The 14,988-nt window shown below is 73.0% G+C and carries 16 protein-coding genes and 1 pseudogene; 16 read left to right on the top strand and 1 reads right to left on the bottom strand.

Annotation, left to right across the window (positions count from 1 at the left end; all coding sequences use genetic code 11):
* Nucleotides 1-2: 2 nt before the first annotated feature.
* The 16 genes and pseudogenes from ACH4SL_RS33110 (at nucleotide 3) to ACH4SL_RS33035 (ending at nucleotide 13,614) form a co-directional block, all read left to right on the top strand.
* A complete protein-coding gene (locus tag ACH4SL_RS33110; protein WP_398452769.1) occupies nucleotides 3-1,496 on the top strand; it encodes an FAD-dependent monooxygenase in 1,494 nt (497 codons plus the stop codon).
* Nucleotides 1,493-2,041 (top strand): nuclear transport factor 2 family protein, encoded by a 549-nt coding sequence (locus ACH4SL_RS33105; RefSeq protein ID WP_398452766.1) that lies wholly within the window; start codon nucleotides 1,493-1,495, stop codon nucleotides 2,039-2,041. Before ACH4SL_RS33110 ends, ACH4SL_RS33105 begins: the two co-directional genes overlap by 4 nt.
* Nucleotides 2,038-2,616, top strand: coding sequence for an ester cyclase (locus ACH4SL_RS33100; protein ID WP_107060205.1), 579 nt, complete (start codon nucleotides 2,038-2,040; stop codon nucleotides 2,614-2,616). Before ACH4SL_RS33105 ends, ACH4SL_RS33100 begins: the two co-directional genes overlap by 4 nt.
* Before the next feature lie 87 nt (nucleotides 2,617-2,703).
* Nucleotides 2,704-3,279: an NADPH-dependent FMN reductase gene (locus ACH4SL_RS33095; RefSeq protein WP_398452763.1), complete on the top strand. Its 576-nt coding sequence runs from the start codon at nucleotides 2,704-2,706 to the stop codon at nucleotides 3,277-3,279.
* Between the two features lie 73 nt (nucleotides 3,280-3,352).
* Nucleotides 3,353-4,972 carry an NAD(P)/FAD-dependent oxidoreductase gene (locus tag ACH4SL_RS33090; protein WP_398452761.1) on the top strand — a complete coding sequence of 540 codons (1,620 nt, stop codon included), beginning with the start codon at nucleotides 3,353-3,355 and terminating at the stop codon, nucleotides 4,970-4,972.
* Nucleotides 4,973-5,039: 67 nt separating this feature from the next.
* Complete coding sequence (locus ACH4SL_RS33085; RefSeq protein WP_398452759.1) at nucleotides 5,040-5,363, top strand: TcmI family type II polyketide cyclase; 324 nt, start codon at nucleotides 5,040-5,042, stop codon at nucleotides 5,361-5,363.
* A 2-nt stretch (nucleotides 5,364-5,365) separates the two neighbouring features.
* Complete coding sequence (locus ACH4SL_RS33080; RefSeq protein WP_398452757.1) at nucleotides 5,366-6,637, top strand: beta-ketoacyl-[acyl-carrier-protein] synthase family protein; 1,272 nt, start codon at nucleotides 5,366-5,368, stop codon at nucleotides 6,635-6,637.
* The gene (locus tag ACH4SL_RS33075; RefSeq protein WP_398452755.1) at nucleotides 6,634-7,887 is read left to right on the top strand and encodes a ketosynthase chain-length factor; all 1,254 of its coding nucleotides are present in this window, start codon (nucleotides 6,634-6,636) and stop codon (nucleotides 7,885-7,887) included. Before ACH4SL_RS33080 ends, ACH4SL_RS33075 begins: the two co-directional genes overlap by 4 nt.
* A complete protein-coding gene (locus ACH4SL_RS33070) occupies nucleotides 7,887-8,150 on the top strand; it encodes a phosphopantetheine-binding protein (RefSeq protein ID WP_398452753.1) in 264 nt (87 codons plus the stop codon). The genes ACH4SL_RS33075 and ACH4SL_RS33070 overlap by 1 nt, the downstream gene beginning before the upstream one ends.
* Entirely contained in the window at nucleotides 8,147-8,932 is a 786-nt protein-coding gene (fabG, locus tag ACH4SL_RS33065) for a 3-oxoacyl-ACP reductase FabG (RefSeq protein ID WP_398452751.1), read from the top strand. Before ACH4SL_RS33070 ends, fabG begins: the two co-directional genes overlap by 4 nt.
* 21 nt (nucleotides 8,933-8,953) lie before the next feature.
* The gene (locus tag ACH4SL_RS33060; RefSeq protein WP_398452748.1) at nucleotides 8,954-9,901 is read left to right on the top strand and encodes an aromatase/cyclase; all 948 of its coding nucleotides are present in this window, start codon (nucleotides 8,954-8,956) and stop codon (nucleotides 9,899-9,901) included.
* Between the two features lie 18 nt (nucleotides 9,902-9,919).
* A pseudogene (locus ACH4SL_RS33055) lies at nucleotides 9,920-10,696 on the top strand (SDR family oxidoreductase); the annotation flags it as partial.
* Nucleotides 10,697-10,856: 160 nt separating this feature from the next.
* Complete coding sequence (locus ACH4SL_RS33050; protein ID WP_398452746.1) at nucleotides 10,857-12,305, top strand: MFS transporter; 1,449 nt, start codon at nucleotides 10,857-10,859, stop codon at nucleotides 12,303-12,305.
* Complete coding sequence (locus tag ACH4SL_RS33045) at nucleotides 12,281-12,733, top strand: SRPBCC family protein (RefSeq protein ID WP_398452744.1); 453 nt, start codon at nucleotides 12,281-12,283, stop codon at nucleotides 12,731-12,733. The genes ACH4SL_RS33050 and ACH4SL_RS33045 overlap by 25 nt, the downstream gene beginning before the upstream one ends.
* A gap of 6 nt (nucleotides 12,734-12,739) precedes the next feature.
* Entirely contained in the window at nucleotides 12,740-13,315 is a 576-nt protein-coding gene (locus ACH4SL_RS33040; protein ID WP_398452741.1) for a hypothetical protein, read from the top strand.
* A 35-nt stretch (nucleotides 13,316-13,350) separates the two neighbouring features.
* Nucleotides 13,351-13,614 carry a DUF6059 family protein gene (locus ACH4SL_RS33035; RefSeq protein ID WP_398452738.1) on the top strand — a complete coding sequence of 88 codons (264 nt, stop codon included), beginning with the start codon at nucleotides 13,351-13,353 and terminating at the stop codon, nucleotides 13,612-13,614.
* 114 nt (nucleotides 13,615-13,728) lie between these two features.
* Here the strand turns inward: ACH4SL_RS33035 and ACH4SL_RS33030 are convergent, their stop codons facing one another.
* Complete coding sequence (locus tag ACH4SL_RS33030) at nucleotides 13,729-14,712, bottom strand: TolB family protein (RefSeq protein WP_398453174.1); 984 nt, start codon at nucleotides 14,710-14,712, stop codon at nucleotides 13,729-13,731.
* Between the last annotated feature and the right edge of the window lie 276 nt (nucleotides 14,713-14,988).

Here is a 14,988-nt window from a genome sequence, read left to right as displayed (position 1 = left end):
CCATGAATACGGATGTGATCGTGGTCGGCGCCGGACCGGCCGGGTTGATGCTGGCCGGCGAGCTGCGCCTGGCCGGTGTCGAGGTGGTCGTGCTGGAGCGGCTGGAGCAGCCGACCGGCGAGTCGCGCGGCCTGGGCTTCACCGCCCGGACCATGGAGGTCTTCGACCAGCGCGGGCTGCTGCCGCGGCTGCCGCACTTCGAGCTCAGCAACGTCGGCCACTTCGGCGGCCTGCCGCTGGACTTCGGCCAGGTGGAGGGCGCGCACTTCGCGGGCAAGACGCTGCCGCAGTCCGACACCGAGGCGATGCTCGCCGGCTGGGCGCCCGGCCCCGGCGTCACCTTCCGCCGCGGCTGGGAGTGCGTCGCGCTGGCCGCGGACGACGACGGCGTGACCGCCGAGATCCAGGGTCCCGAAGGCCGCCGGGAGGAGCTGCGGGCGAAGTACCTTGTCGGCTGCGACGGCGGGCGCAGCACCGTCCGCAAGGCCGCCGGGTTCGACTTCCCCGGCACGGCTGCGTCGATGGAGATGTTCCTCGCCGACCTGCGCGGCACCAATGTGCGGCCGCGGATGATCGGCGAGTCGTACCCCGGCGGCATGGTCATGGCCACCCCGCCCACCAACGGCGTGCAGCGCTTCATCGTGTGCGAGCGCGGCACGCTGCCCAAGCGGCGCACCACGCCGATCGAGTTCGCCGAGATCTCCGACGCCTGGAAGCGCCTGACCGGCGAGGACATCAGCCACGCGGAGCCGGTGTGGCTCAGCTCGTTCGGCAACGCGACGCGGCAGGCCACCGAATACCGGCGCGGCCGGGTCCTGCTGGCCGGCGACGCCGCCCACATCCACCTGCCGGCCGGCGGGCTCGGCATGAACACCAGCATCCAGGACGCCGTCAACCTCGGCTGGAAGCTCGCCGCGCAGGTCCACGGCTGGGCCCCCGAGGGGCTGCTGGACAGCTACCACGGCGAGCGCCACCGGATCGGGCAGCGGCTGCTGATGAACACCCAGGCCCAGGGCCTGCTGTTCCTCAGCGGCGACGAGGTCCAGCCGATGCGCGACCTGTTCACCGAGCTGCTCGGCTACGACGTCGTCGCCGAGCACCTGATCGCCATGATCAGCGGCCTGGAGATCCGCTACGACGTCGGCGCGGGCGACCACCCGCTGCTCGGCAAGCGGATGCCCAACCGGAAGGTGGCCACCGCGACCGGCCCGCGCCCGCTCTTCGAGCTGATGCACACCGCCCGCCCGCTCCTGCTGGACACCACCGGCGACGCGGAGATCCAGCGTACGGCGGCGCCCTGGACCGACCGGGTCGACGTGGTCAGCGCCCCCTTCACCGGCCTGGCCGGCGACGACCCGCTGACCGGCACCACGGCCGCGCTGGTCCGCCCCGACGGCTACATCGCCTGGACCGCGCCGGGCTCGGCCGCGGGCCTGGAGGACGCCCTGCGCCAGTGGTTCGGCGCACCGCAGCCGGCCGCCGGGGCCCGGCCGTGACGGCGCTGGACCTGTCGCTGCCGGCCGAGGCCGTCGCCGCGCTGCGCCGGCTGACCGACCGCGCGGACCTCGCCGACCTCGCCGACCGCTACCTGCGCGCCCTGGACGGCGGTGAGTTCGACCAGACGTGGGCGCGCTCGGTCTTCACCGGCGACGTCGAGCTGGACTTCCCGCCGGGCAGCCACCAGGGCATCGACGGGGTCGCGGACTTCACCCGCGGCTTCATGGGCCACTGGGACCGCACCCACCACAACGTCTCGCACTACGCCATCGAGCCGGACGGCGACCGGGCGACCGTCGCCTGGAACGTCGTCGCCATCCACGTCCACCCCGGCTCGCCGCCGCCGCCCGCCTCCGCGCCGCACTTCTACCTCGGCGGCCGGTTCGAGGGCGTGGCGCGGCGCACCGCCGAGGGCTGGCGGCTGTGCCGGCTGGAACTGCGCGTGGTGTGGACCACCGGGCCGGGCATCCGTGAGATCGCCCAGGTCATGACCGGTACCGACGGAGAACAGGTAATCACCACATGGAAGGACGGGACAGCATGACGAAGGAGATTCCCAGTGTCGAGAGGCAGCGGGAGATCATCGACATCGTCTACAACAAGGGCCTCAACGACGGCGACCTGTCGGTGGCGGACCGCTACCTGACCGCCGACTACCAGAGCCACGGCAGCTACGACGACTCGGTGCGCGGCCCGGCCTCGTTCAAGATGACGATCGAGATGCAGCACCGGTCGTTCTCCGACATCAGGTACGAGGTCCTCGACGTCGTCTCCGAGGGCGACCGCTCCGCGATCCGCTGGGTCATGAAGGGCAAGCACACCGGGCCCTTCCTCGGCATCCCGGCGACCAACAGCGAGGTCGAGCACCACGCGCTGCTCATCCTGCGGTTCGAGGACGACCGGATCGCCGAGCGGTGGGGCATCGTCGACAACTTCACGCTGATGCGCACCCTCCAGGGCATCACCGGCGCGCTCGGCGGCCCCGGCGGCCGTCCCGGCGGCCCGGGTGGCCCCGGGGGTCCCGGCGGGCGTCCGATGGGCGGCCCGCCGATGGGCGGCCCCCCGGCCGGCGGCCCGCCCGCCGGCGGGCGCCCGCAGCCCGCGGGTTCCCCCTCCTGACCCACTCCCGGGGCCGCGGCCGCGCCTGTGACGGGCGCGGCCGCGGCCCCGGGTCCCCGCTGGTCCCGAGTGAGGGGAGGAGCCCCCGTGTCCACCGCACCGATCCGGGTCGTGGTCGTCGTCGGAAGCACCCGTGCCGGACGCCTGGCGCCGCAGGTGGCGCAGTGGTTCGTCGGGCAGACCGGGCAGCGCGCCGACCTGCTGACCGACGTGGTCGACCTCGTCGACCACCCGATGCCCGACGACCTGGACGACACCGCGCCCGCGGTGGTCGCGCTGCGGCCGGTCCTGGCCGCGGCCGACGCCTTCGTCTTCGTCGTCCCCGAGTACAACCGCGGCATTCCCGGGCCGCTCAAGACGCTCATCGACAACTACAACGCGGAGTGGGAAGCCAAGCCCGTCGGGTTCGTGACGTACGGCCTGAGCATGGCCGGCGGCGTGCGGGCGGTGGAGCACCTGCGGCAGATCTTCGCGGAGTTCCACTCCGTCGGCATGAAGGACATCGCGATCTTCCCGCGGATCCTCAGCCACTTCGACACGGCCGGCGCGTTCGCCCCCGAGCTGGAGGGCTGCAACGCCGCGGCCAAGCTCATGCTCGACCAGCTCGTCTGGTGGGCCGACGCGCTGCGCACCGCGAAGGCCAAGCGCCCCTACCACTCCTGAGCACCCCTGAGCACTCCCGAGCACCCCGAGCTCTCCCGAGCCGGACCGACCGCACCCCCGTGGAGGACGAATCATGGACGAGACCGGCAAGGAGCTGGCCGACGACACGTACGACGTGGCGATCCTCGGCGCCGGCATGGCCGGCGGCATGCTCGGCGCGGTGCTGGCCCGCAACGACGTCAAGGTGCTGCTGATGGACGCCGGCACCCACCCGCGCTTCGCGGTGGGGGAGTCGACGATCCCCTACACCTCGTCGATGACGAAGATCATCGCCGAGCGCTACGACGTCCCCGAGATCGCCCCGCTGGCCAGCTTTCGCGGCGTCAACGAGAAGGTCAGCCCCATGTCGGGACGGAAGTCGAACTTCGGGTTCGTCTACCACGAGCAGGGCAAGCCCCAGCAGCCCGACCAGATCAACCAGCTCGTGATCCCCGAGTGGCAGCGCACCGAGTGCCACCTCTTCCGGCAGGACTCCGACGCGTACCTGTTCAACCTGGCCGTGCAGTACGGCGCCGAGCCGTGCCTGGACACCCGCATCACCAGCATCGACATCGACCCGGGCAGCGGCGTCGTGCTGCGCTCCGCGCAGGGCACCGAATACCGCGCCAAATACCTCGTGGACGGCGGCGGCTACCGCTCCCCGACCGCCGAGGCGTTCGGGCTGCGCGACGACCCGCCGCGGGCCCGGCACCACTCGCGCAGCATGTTCACCCACATGGTGGGCGTGACGCCGTTCGACGACGCCTCCGCCGCGCAGGCGCACAAGAACCCCAGCCCCTGGCACCACGGCACGCTGCACCACGTCTTCGACGGCGGCTGGCTGTGGGTCATCCCGTTCGACAACCACGAGGGCGCCCTGAGCACCCTGTGCAGCGTCGGGCTGACCCTGGACGAGCGGGTCTTCCCCAAGGACCCCAAGGTCACCGCCCAGCAGGAGTTCGACGACTTCCTCGCCCGCTTCCCGCAGATCGCCGAGCAGTTCACCGGCGCCCGCGCGGTGCGGCCCTGGATCAGCACCGGCCGGCTCCAGTACTCGGCGTCCAACACCGTCGGCGAGCGCTACACCCTGACCTCGCACGCCGCCGGCTTCATCGACGCCCTCTACTCGCGCGGCATCACCAACACCCTGGAGGTCGTCAACTCGCTGGCCTGGCGCCTGATCGCGGCCTCCCGCGACGGCGACTGGTCCACCGAGCGGTTCGCGTACATCGACAAGGTCCAGCAGGGCCTGTACGACGTGCACGACGACATCGTCTACAGCTCCTTCGTGGGCTTCCGCCACTACGAGCTGTGGAACGCGGTCATCCGGGTATGGAAGGTCACCAGCATCCTGCCCACGATGCGGATCGAGAACGCGCTGCGCGACTACCGCGCGACCCGTGACGAGCAGGTGCTCCTGGACCTGGAGAACCACGAGACGCCCGGGCTGCCCGCGCCCGTCGCCAAGGACATCGTCGACCTGCTCGCCTTCACCCGCACCACCTGCCAGGCCGTGGAGGCCGGCACCCTCGACCCCGCCGCCGCGGCCGACCGCATCTTCGCGCACCTGCGCGACAGCGAGTTCGTCCCCGCCCCCTTCGCCCTGGGCGACCCGGACAACCACCACTTCGAGGCGACGCCGGAGCTGCTGGAGCGGCTCGGCCGGTGGGGCACCACCCAGTCCCCGCAGCACATGCGGTCGCTGTTCGCCTGATCATCCCCAGCGCGCCGGCTCCTCGGCAGGTACCAGGACCCGGACCGGACCGAAAGAGGGTACTGACATGCACAGCAGCTTGATCGTCGCGCGGATCGAACCCGGCGGCGGCAGCGACGTGGCCCGGATGTTCGCCGACTTCGACCGCACCGAGATGCCGCACCTGATGGGCACCCGGCGCCGGCAGCTGTTCCAGTTCCGCGGCCTGTACTTCCACGTCCAGGACTTCGACGAGAACAACGGCGGCGAGCGCATCGAGGAGGCCAAGGCCGACCCGCGCTTCGTGCGGATCAGCGAGGACCTCAAGCCGTACATCCAGGCCTACGACCCCGCCACCTGGCGCTCCCCGGCCGACGCGCTCGCCACCCGCTTCTACAACTGGGAGGCGTGACGGTGGCCACCCGGCGAGTCGTCATCACCGGGGTGGGTGTGCTCGCCCCCGGCGGCATCGGCGTCAAGAACTTCTGGAGCCTGCTGTCCGAGGGCCGCACCGCCACCCGGCGGGTCAGCTTTTTCGACCCCGCCCCCTTCCGCTCCCAGGTCGCCGCCGAGATCGACTTCGATCCCGAGCTGTTCGGCCTGAGCCCGCAGGAGATCCGCCGCATGGACCGCTCCGTGCAGCTCGCGGTGGTCGCGGCCGGCGAGGCGGTGGCCGACAGCGGCCTGGACTTCGAGGCCCTCGACCCGTACCGCACCGGCGTCACCCTCGGCAGCGCGGTCGGCGCGACGATGGGCCTGGACCAGGAGTACCGCGTCGTCAGCGACGGCGGCCGGCAGGACCTGGTCGACCACGAGTACGCCGTACCGCACCTCTACAACTACCTGGTGCCCAGCGCCGGCGCCGCCGAGGTCGCCTGGCGGGCCGGCGCCCAGGGGCCGACCTCGGTGGTCTCCACCGGCTGCACCTCGGGTATCGACGCGGTCGGCTACGCGGTCGAGGTGATCAGGGAGGGCGCCGCCGACGTCATGGTCGCCGGCGCCACCGACGCCCCCATCTCGCCCATCACGCTCGCGTGCTTCGACGCGATCAAGGCCACCACCCCGCGCAACGACGACCCCGAGCACGCCTCGCGGCCCTTCGACGGCACCCGCAACGGCTTCGTCCTGGGCGAGGGCTCCGCGGTCTTCGTCCTGGAGGAGCTGCACGCGGCCCGCCGCCGCGGCGCGCACATCTACGCCGAGATCGCCGGCTACAGCTCCCGGTGCAACGCCTTCCACATGACCGGGCTGCGGCCCGACGGTCTGGAGATGGCCGAGGCCATCCGGGTCGCCATGGACCAGGCGCGGATGAACCCCGACGAGATCGACTACATCAACGCGCACGGCTCGGGCACCAAGCAGAACGACCGGCACGAGACCGCGGCGTTCAAGCTGAGCCTGGGCGAGCGCGCCCGGCAGGTGCCGGTCAGCTCCATCAAGTCGATGGTCGGGCACTCGCTCGGCGCGATCGGCTCGATCGAGATCGCCGCCTCGGTGCTGGCGATGGCCGAGAACGTCGTCCCGCCCACCGCCAACCTGCACACCCCCGACCCCGAGTGCGACCTGGACTACGTCCCGCTCACCGCGCGGGACTGGCGCACCGACGCGGTCCTGACCGTCGGCAGCGGATTCGGCGGCTTCCAGAGCGCCATGGTCCTGGCCGGCGTCGACCGGAGGACCACATGACCGTCACCACCGTCGTCACCGGGCTCGGCGTCGTCGCCCCCAACGGGCTGGGCGCCGCGGCCTACTGGGACGCCACCCGGGGCGGCAAGAGCGGCATCGGCCGCGTCACCCGCTTCGACCCGTCGCAGTACCCCGCCCGGCTCGCCGGGGAGGTCCAGGGCTTCGTCGCCGAGGACCACCTGCCCGGCCGCATGATCGTGCAGACCGACCACATGACGCGGATGGCACTGGTCGCCGCCGACTGGGCGCTGGCCGACGCCTCGATCGAGCCGCGCGGCCTGGACGGCTACAGCATGGGCGTGGTCACCTCCAGCTCCGCCGGCGGCTTCGAATTCGGCCAGGGCGAGCTGCAGAAGCTGTGGAGCCGCGGCAGCCAGTACGTCAGCGCCTACCAGTCCTTCGCCTGGTTCTACGCCGTCAACAGCGGCCAGATCTCCATCCGGCACGGCATGAAGGGCCCCAGCGGCGTCGTCGTCAGCGACCAGGCCGGCGGTCTGGACGCGCTGGCCCAGGCCCGCCGCAAGATCCGCAGCGGCACCCGGCTGATGGTGTCCGGCGGGGTCGACGCGACCATCTGTCCGTGGGGCTGGGTCGCGCAGCTGGCCGGCGGCCGAATGAGCACCAGCGACCAGCCCGCCCACGCCTACCTGCCCTTCGACGCCGACGCGTGCGGCCACGTGCCCGGCGAGGGCGGCGCCATCCTGATCCTGGAGGAGGCCGACGCCGCCGCCCTGCGCGGCGCCCGCGTCTACGGCGAGATCGCCGGCTACGGCGCCACCTTCGACGCCCCCGCGGGCAGCGGCCGCGAGGGCGCCTTCCGCAAGGCCATCGAGGTGGCCCTCGCGGACGCCGGGGCGGACGCGGGAGACGTCGACGTCGTCTTCGCCGACGCCGCCGGCATCCCGGAGCTGGACCGCGCCGAGGCCGAGGCGATCAACCAGGTCTTCGGCGAGCGCGGCGTGCCCGTCACCGCGCCCAAGACGATGACCGGCCGGCTCTACTCCGGCGCCGGCGCCCTGGACACCGCCACCGCGCTGCTGGCGATCCGGGACGGCGTCATCCCGCCCACCGTCAACTCCGACCCGGTCGCCGACTACGGCATCGACCTGGTCACCGGCCGGCCCCGGGTGCGCCCGGTCCGGGCCGCGCTGGTCCTGGCCCGCGGCTACGGCGGCTTCAACTCGGCGCTGCTGGTACGGGCCGGCCGGCGCGCCACCCCCGGATCGGACCCCACCGAAGGGACACGCTGATGACTGAGCGGCAGTTCACCCTGGACGACCTCAAACGCATCCTCGTCGAGTGCGCCGGCGCCGACGACGCCGTCGACCTCGACGGCGACATCCTCGACCAGGGCTTCGAGGACATCGGCTACGAGTCCCTCGCCATCCTGGAGACCGGCGGCCGGATCGAGAACGAGTACGCCGTCATCATCGACGAGTCCGTGCTGACGGTGCACGTCACCCCGCGCGAGCTGATCGCCGCGGTCAACGAGCTGCTGACGGTCTCGGCATGAGCGCCGCCGACCGCCCCGTCGCCCTGGTCTCCGGGGCGACCAGCGGGATCGGCCTGGCCGTTGCCCGACTGCTCGCCGTCCAGGGGCACCGGGTCTTCATCGGCGCCCGCGACGCCGGCAACGTCGAGGCCACCGTCAAGGAGCTGCGCGCCGAGGGCCACGAGGTCGCAGGGCGCACCCTCGACGTCCGCGACGACACCGCCGTACGCGACTTCGTGGCCGCCGCCGTCGAGCAGCTCGGCACCGTCGACGTCCTGGTCAACAACGCCGGGCGCAGTGGCGGGGGCGTCACCGCCGACATCCCCGACGAGCTGTGGAACGACGTCATCAACACCAACCTCAACAGCGTCTTCCGGCTCACCCGCGAGGTGCTGACCACCGGCGGTATGCGGCACAAGAGCCGCGGCCGGATCATCAACATCGCCTCGACCGCGGGCAAGCAGGGCGTCATCCTCGGCGCCCCGTACTCCGCCTCCAAGCACGGCGTCGTCGGCTTCACCAAGGCCCTCGGCAACGAGCTGGCCCCGACCGGCATCACCGTCAACGCCGTCTGCCCCGGCTACGTCGAGACGCCCATGGCGCAGCGGGTCCGGGAGGGCTACGCGACCGCGTACGACACCACCGAGCAGGCCATTTTGGAGCGCTTCACCGCCAAGATCCCGCTCGGCCGCTACTCCACGCCCGAGGAGGTCGCCGGACTCGTCGGCTACCTCGCCTCGGACGCGGCCGCCTCCATCACCGCCCAGGCCCTCAACGTCTGCGGCGGCCTCGGCAACTTCTGACCCCGCGAAGGAGGAACGAGCATGACCACCCAGCCCGTCGTCCGCGAAGTCGAGCACGAGATCACGGTCGCCGCCCCGGCCCGCGAGGTCTACCGGCTGATCGCCGAGGTGGAGAACTGGCCGCGGATCTTCCCGCCCACCATCCACGTCGACCAGGCGTCGCAGGGCGCCGGCCAGGAGCGCATCCGGGTCTGGGCGACCGCCAACGGCGCGCCCAAGAACTGGACGTCGCAGCGCGCCCTGCACCCCGACACGCTGCGCATCGACTTCCGCCAGGAGGTCTCCACGCCGCCCGTCGCCGCGATGGGCGGCGCCTGGATCATCGAGCCGCTGTCGGCAGAGCAGTCCCGGGTGCGGCTGCTGCACGACTACCGGGCGATCGACGACGACCCCGGCGGCCTGGCCTGGATCGACCAGGCCGTCGACGGCAACTCCCGCTCGGAGCTGGCCGCGCTGCGCGCCAACCTCGAATTCGTCGTCGGCTCCGAGAAGCTGACCTGGTCCTTCGAGGACACCGTCCACATCCACGGCAGCCCCAAGGACGTCTACGACTTCATCAACGAGGCCGACCTGTGGTCCGAACGGCTGCCGCACGTGGCCCGGGTGAACCTCCAGGAGCCCGAACCGGGCCTCCAGGAGCTGGAGATGGACACCCGCTCGCCCAACGGCTCGGTGCACACCACCAAGTCCTACCGGGTGTGCTTCCCCTACGACCGGATCGTCTACAAGCAGACCACCCTGCCGGTCCTGATGAGCCTGCACACCGGCCGCTGGAGCTTCCTCCCCACCGTCTCCGGTGTCGCGGCCACCTCCCGGCACACCGTCGTGCTGCGCCCGGAGAACGTCACCTCCGTGCTCGGCCCGGACGCCGGCGTCGCCGAGGGCCGCGAGCACGTCCAGCACGCCCTGAGCACCAACTCCCGCACCACCCTCGGCTACGCCAAGACGTACGCCGAGTCGCGGGTCTGACTCCTGCCAGCGCACCCCCACGAGGAGGACCACATGGGCAACAAGCTCTCCGGCAAGACCGCGCTCGTCACCGGGGCGAGCCGCAACATGGGCCGCGCCATGGCGCTGCGGCTGGCCGCCGACGGCGCGCTCGTCGCCGTGCACTACAACACCGCCAAGGACGAGGCCGAGGCCGTCGTCGAGACCGCCCGGCAGGCGGGCGGCAAGGCCTTCGCGGTGGGCGCCGAGCTGGGCGTCCCCGGCGACGTCGACACGCTCTTCGAGGCCGTCGAGGCCGGGCTGACCGAGCACGCCGGCTCCACCGCGCTGGACATCCTGGTCAACAACGCCGGGGTGCTGGGCGGCATCAAGCCGGAGGACACCACCTCCGAGCAGTTCGACCGCATCCTCGCGGTCAACGCCAAGGCGCCGTTCTTCCTCATCCAGCGCGCGCTGCGGAACATGCCCGACGGCGGGCGCATCGTCAACATCTCCTCCGGGCTGACCCGCACCTCCAACCCGGACGAGATCGCGTACGCGATGTCGAAGGCCGCCGTCGAGATGCTCGCGCTGCACTTCGGCAAGTACCTCGGCCCGCGCGGCATCACCGTCAACAGCGTCGCCCCCGGCATCACCCGCAACGACAACCCGGTCTTCCAGATGCCCGAGGTCGTCACCGCGATGGCGTCGCTGTCGGCCTTCAACCGGGTCGGCGAGCCCGAGGACGTCGCGGACGTCGTGGCCTTCCTGTGCTCGCCGGACGCCCGCTGGATCACCGGCGCCTTCGTCGACGCCAGCGGCGGCACGCTGCTCTGAGCGCCGCCCCGGCGTACGGCGCCGGTTGCCGGGCCTCCCCGGCGCCGGACCCGTGACGGATCACGTACCCGATCCCGCACCGCGCCGGCCACCGGTGCCGTACGCCGAGCGCGCTCGCCGTCCCGACCGTCCCCGTACGCCGTCGACCGCGGGAGCCGCCATGAAGACCGCGCAGCACCTGACCGCGCCCGGCACCGCAGCCCCGCGCGGGGGACTGCTGGCCGTCCTGGCCGGCAACATGCTCATCGACGCCCTGGAGGTCTCGGCGACCCTGGTCGCCCTGCCCGCCATCGGCCAGGACTTCCGCCTCGCGCCGAGCACCGCCCAGTGGGCGATGACCGCCTTCGCCATCGGCTTCGGCGGCCTGATGCTCTTCGGCGCGCGGGTCGTGGCCGTTCACGGCGCCCGCCGCGCCTACCTGTGGGCGCTGCTGGCCTTCGCGGCCGCCTCGCTGGTGGCCGGTGTGACCGGCAGCTTCGCGCTGCTGGTCGCCTGCCGCGTGGTGAAGGGCTTCTGCGCCGCGCTGACCGCGCCCACCGGCCTTGCCATCATCATGAACACCTTCCCCGAAGGGCCGCACCGCAGCCGCGCCATCTCCGTCTACACCGTCTTCGGCGCGGGCGGCTTCACCACCGGGCTGCTGCTGTCCGGCGTGCTCACCGACATCAGCTGGCGCTGGACGCTCGCCGCCCCCGCGCCCGCCGCGCTGCTGCTGTTCCTGCTGGGCCTGCGCATGATCCCGCACTCCGCCCCGCCCCCCGGCCCGCGCCGCGGCTACGACGTCGCGGGCGCCCTGAGCGCCACCGGCGCGCTGGTGTGCCTCGACCTCGCCGTCGCGTCCTCACCCGCGCACGGCTGGTTCAGCGCCCAGGTCGGCGCGGCGGCCGCCGGATTCGCCGCGCTGTGCGCGGTCTTCGTCGCCGTCGAGCGTACGGGCAAGGACCCGCTGGTGCGGCTCCCGTTACGCACTGGCGGCGCCATGGCCCGCTCCGCGCTGGGCGCCGGCGCGCTCAACGGCTCCTACCTGGGCCTGCTGATCATCGTCACCTTCCAGTTCCAGACCGCCCGCGGCTGGTCGGCGCTCCAGACGGCCCTGGCCATCCTCCCGGCCAGCGTCCCGCTGGCCCTCGTCGCCCTGCACTCCGGGCGGATGATCGCCCGCTTCGGCACCCGCCGGCTCATCGCGTACGGCGCCCTGCCGCCGCTGGCCGGCTACCTGCTCTACCTGCGGCTCCCCGCCCACCCGGACTACGTGACCGCGGTCCTGCCGACCATGCTCCTGGTCGGGCTGGGCTTCGTGCTGTCGTTCGCCGCCCTCAACACCCAGGCCACGTCGGGCCTCGCCCCCGCCGAGCGGGGCGCCGCCGCGGCCCTCTACCAGAGCGCCGTCCAGATCGCGGCGGTCGTGGCCCCCGCCCTGGCCGCCGCCCTCTTCCAGAACGGGCTGGGCGGTAACGGCAGCGGCGGGCTGCGGCCCGCGGTATGGCTGGTGGTCGCGATCGGCGCGATCGGACCGGTGGCCGCACTGACCACGTACCTGCTGCCGCGCCCGCCGCGGCGCGTCACCTCAGGAGGACAAGGACCATGGACGAGGCGAGTATCTGGGTGAAGGCCGCCCCGGAGGCGGTGTGGGCGCTCGTCGCCGACCCCACCCGCTACGGCGAGCTGAGCCCGGAGAACATCGGCGGCCGCTGGGCGAACAACTCCGTCCCGCGCCCCGGAGCCGTCTTCAAGGGCACCAACAAGCGCGGCGTGATGCGCTGGACGACCACCTGCACGGTCCTGGAGTTCGACGCGCCCAAGCGCTTCTCCTTCCAGGTCGCCGAGTCGAACATGCGCTGGGGCTACCGCCTGGAGCCCGAGGCCGGCGGGACCCTGCTCACCGAATGGCGCGAGCACGCGGGGCCCATGCCCGTCGCCGCCCGGATCTTCACCGGCTCCAGGCTCCTCGGGCGGGACCGCGAGCAGATCATGGTCGACGGTATGCGCACCACGCTGGAGCAGGTCAAACGCACCGTCGAAACCGGCCGCGGGTAGCCGGCGATGCCGGGCCTGAGCCGGTACGAGAACGCCGTCGCACTGCGCTACGGGATCGCCGACACCGCCGACTTCACCCGGCAGGCACTCGCGATCCTCGACACCCGGGCCGGCGACTACCGCGGCTACGGCGTCACCCGGGCGCTCATCCACCCGCTGACCCTGCACCTGGCACCCGGCCCCCGGCACACGGGAGTACGGCTGCGCACCGGCGCCGCCCCGCACACCACCGACCCCGGGGCGCTGGACCTCGACGTCGCCGTCGAGCCCGGCCCCGGCGGCGGCCTGCGGCTGACCGGACTCGGCCCCGTACCGCTGCCGCTGCGCCGCGGCACGGTGGACGCGGTGCGCTGCGCGACCCTGGTCTTCGGCCTCGGCGACATCGACGGCGACGGCCCGAGCGCCGAATTCGGCGTCACCGTACGCCCCGAGGCCGGGCTGCAGTGCGCCTACGCCTCCGGCACCGCGCGCGACCCGTACACGCCCCGCTGGGAGATCTCCGTCCGCCCGGAAGCGGTCGCACACCGCTCCGTGTCCGTGCCGCCGGCGATCGGCTGGATCGCCGCGGACTGCCTGGCCTGAGCGCCGCCCGTCCGCGCCGGGAAAGGAGAGCGCCGGTGCCCGCACCGCTGCGACGGGTCCTGCTCTTCCTGGGGCGGGCCCTGCGCGACTACGGCTACTTCCACGTCTGCCCGCCGCCGCTGCCCCCGCCGGACCGGCCGTCCGGGATGCCGTCCGGAGTGCCTCCGGGGGCGCTGCCCGGGGTGCCGCCCGCACCAGGTCACCCGGAGCGGGTGGTGCCGCTGCCCGTGAGCGAGCTGCGCTGGTGGAAGGAGCTCGAAACCCGCCTCACCGGCGGCGGTTCCGCCGACCGGCCCTGAACGATGTGCTGGACGATTTGCTGAACGATTTGCTGAACGATTTGCTGAACGACCCCCAGACCGCGCGGCCTTCGGGCCGCGCGGTCTTTTTTTGTTTCCCGGGCGCCTTCCGGTTCAGCCGAGCCAGGCCGGGGAGAGGGCCGAGGGGGTCAGGAGGGCGGGGGCGCCGGTGCCGTCGGCGGGGACGGTGTAGAGGTCGGAGCCGTAGTCGCCGGGCAGGGAGTAGGACAGGGTGCTGCCGTCGACCCACACCGCCTGGTCGTCGACGTTGCGGTGCTCCGCGGTCGGGTGGTCCTTCAGTGTGGCCAGGTCCAGGACGTACAGGCGCCAGGGGGCGTCGGGGTCGAGGCCGGGGACGCGCTTCTTGAAGGCGATGCGCGTCCCGTCGGGGGAGAGGGACGGGCATTCGACGTTGGTGCGCAGGGTGACCGCGGTGCGCGTCGCCACGTCGCCGCGGATCAGGTACGTGTGCCCGCCGGTCGCGGCCGTCGCGTAGAAGTGCGTGTCGTCCGCGAAGGTGACGCCCCAGTAGTTGAGGTCGGCGGCGCGGACCCGCTTGCCGTCGCGGGTCAGCGTGTAGTCCTCCAGGGTGGGCTGGAGGGCGCCGGTGCCGGTGTCCAGGATCGTGGTGCGGGTGGAGAAGTTGGTGCCCGCGTAGGAGTCGCCGCCGACGAAGACCGTCCACGCCGCCATCCGCCCGCTGGGCGAGACCCGGGCGCGGGTCGGGATGCCCGCGAGGTCGACGTGCCGGGTGGTGCGCAGGTTCCGGTCGAGGACGAGGGCGCGGTAGCTGTCGTTGACCGCCCCGCGCTCGGCCTGGAGGCACACGCCGGTGCCGCCCGCGGCGTAGAAGCGCAGGCACTTCACGCCGGAGGCGGTGCGCGGCCCGTCCGGCGCGCCCGCCGGGACGGTGGCCAGCTCGTCGCGGTGCGGCCCCCACGCCATGGAGCGGAAGACGATCCGCGGCCCCGCGCCGGGCGCGAGCGACACGGCCCCGGCGTGCACGGCGGGCCCGCCGGCCTGCACCTGGTTCTTCCGATCCGCCCGGTCCGCGGCCCGCCACACCGCGACCCCGCCGACGAGCGCGAGCACGAGGATCCCGGCGAGGAGGACGAGGAGCTTGCCGCGCGGGCTGAGGGGGGTGCCGTCGGGGCTCGCGGGGAGGTCGGCGCTGCTTTCGGGGCGCCCTGCGGGCAGCTCGGCGCTGCCTCGGCTGCCTTCGCCGTGACCGGCGGTTCGGCCCGCGCCGTTCCCGCAGTGCCCCGCGGTCGGGCCCGCGCCGCCCGTACGGGAGGCGGCCGCCCCGCTTGTACGGGAGGCGGCCGCCCCGCTTGTACGGGAGCCCGCCGCCGGGTCGTCGTTCTCCGCCGGCAG

This window comes from Streptomyces sp. NPDC021020 (genome assembly GCF_044333285.1).
GTDB lineage: Bacteria > Actinomycetota > Actinomycetes > Streptomycetales > Streptomycetaceae > Actinacidiphila.
The sequence above is the reverse complement of the archived record's forward strand: the minus strand, read 5'-3'. Positions and strand labels throughout refer to the sequence as shown.

What these genes read in the sequence shown, in the direction of transcription:
- ACH4SL_RS33110 (WP_398452769.1), top strand. Translation starts at nt 3, where the DNA reads ATGAATACGGATGTGATCGTGGTCGGCGCCGGACCGGCCGGGTTGATG.
- ACH4SL_RS33100 (WP_107060205.1), top strand. Translation starts at nt 2,038, where the DNA reads ATGACGAAGGAGATTCCCAGTGTCGAGAGGCAGCGGGAGATCATCGAC.
- ACH4SL_RS33090 (WP_398452761.1), top strand. Translation starts at nt 3,353, where the DNA reads ATGGACGAGACCGGCAAGGAGCTGGCCGACGACACGTACGACGTGGCG.
- ACH4SL_RS33085 (WP_398452759.1), top strand. Translation starts at nt 5,040, where the DNA reads ATGCACAGCAGCTTGATCGTCGCGCGGATCGAACCCGGCGGCGGCAGC.
- ACH4SL_RS33075 (WP_398452755.1), top strand. Translation starts at nt 6,634, where the DNA reads ATGACCGTCACCACCGTCGTCACCGGGCTCGGCGTCGTCGCCCCCAAC.
- ACH4SL_RS33070 (WP_398452753.1), top strand. Translation starts at nt 7,887, where the DNA reads ATGACTGAGCGGCAGTTCACCCTGGACGACCTCAAACGCATCCTCGTC.
- fabG (WP_398452751.1), top strand. Translation starts at nt 8,147, where the DNA reads ATGAGCGCCGCCGACCGCCCCGTCGCCCTGGTCTCCGGGGCGACCAGC.
- ACH4SL_RS33060 (WP_398452748.1), top strand. Translation starts at nt 8,954, where the DNA reads ATGACCACCCAGCCCGTCGTCCGCGAAGTCGAGCACGAGATCACGGTC.
- ACH4SL_RS33050 (WP_398452746.1), top strand. Translation starts at nt 10,857, where the DNA reads ATGAAGACCGCGCAGCACCTGACCGCGCCCGGCACCGCAGCCCCGCGC.
- ACH4SL_RS33045 (WP_398452744.1), top strand. Translation starts at nt 12,281, where the DNA reads ATGGACGAGGCGAGTATCTGGGTGAAGGCCGCCCCGGAGGCGGTGTGG.
- ACH4SL_RS33040 (WP_398452741.1), top strand. Translation starts at nt 12,740, where the DNA reads ATGCCGGGCCTGAGCCGGTACGAGAACGCCGTCGCACTGCGCTACGGG.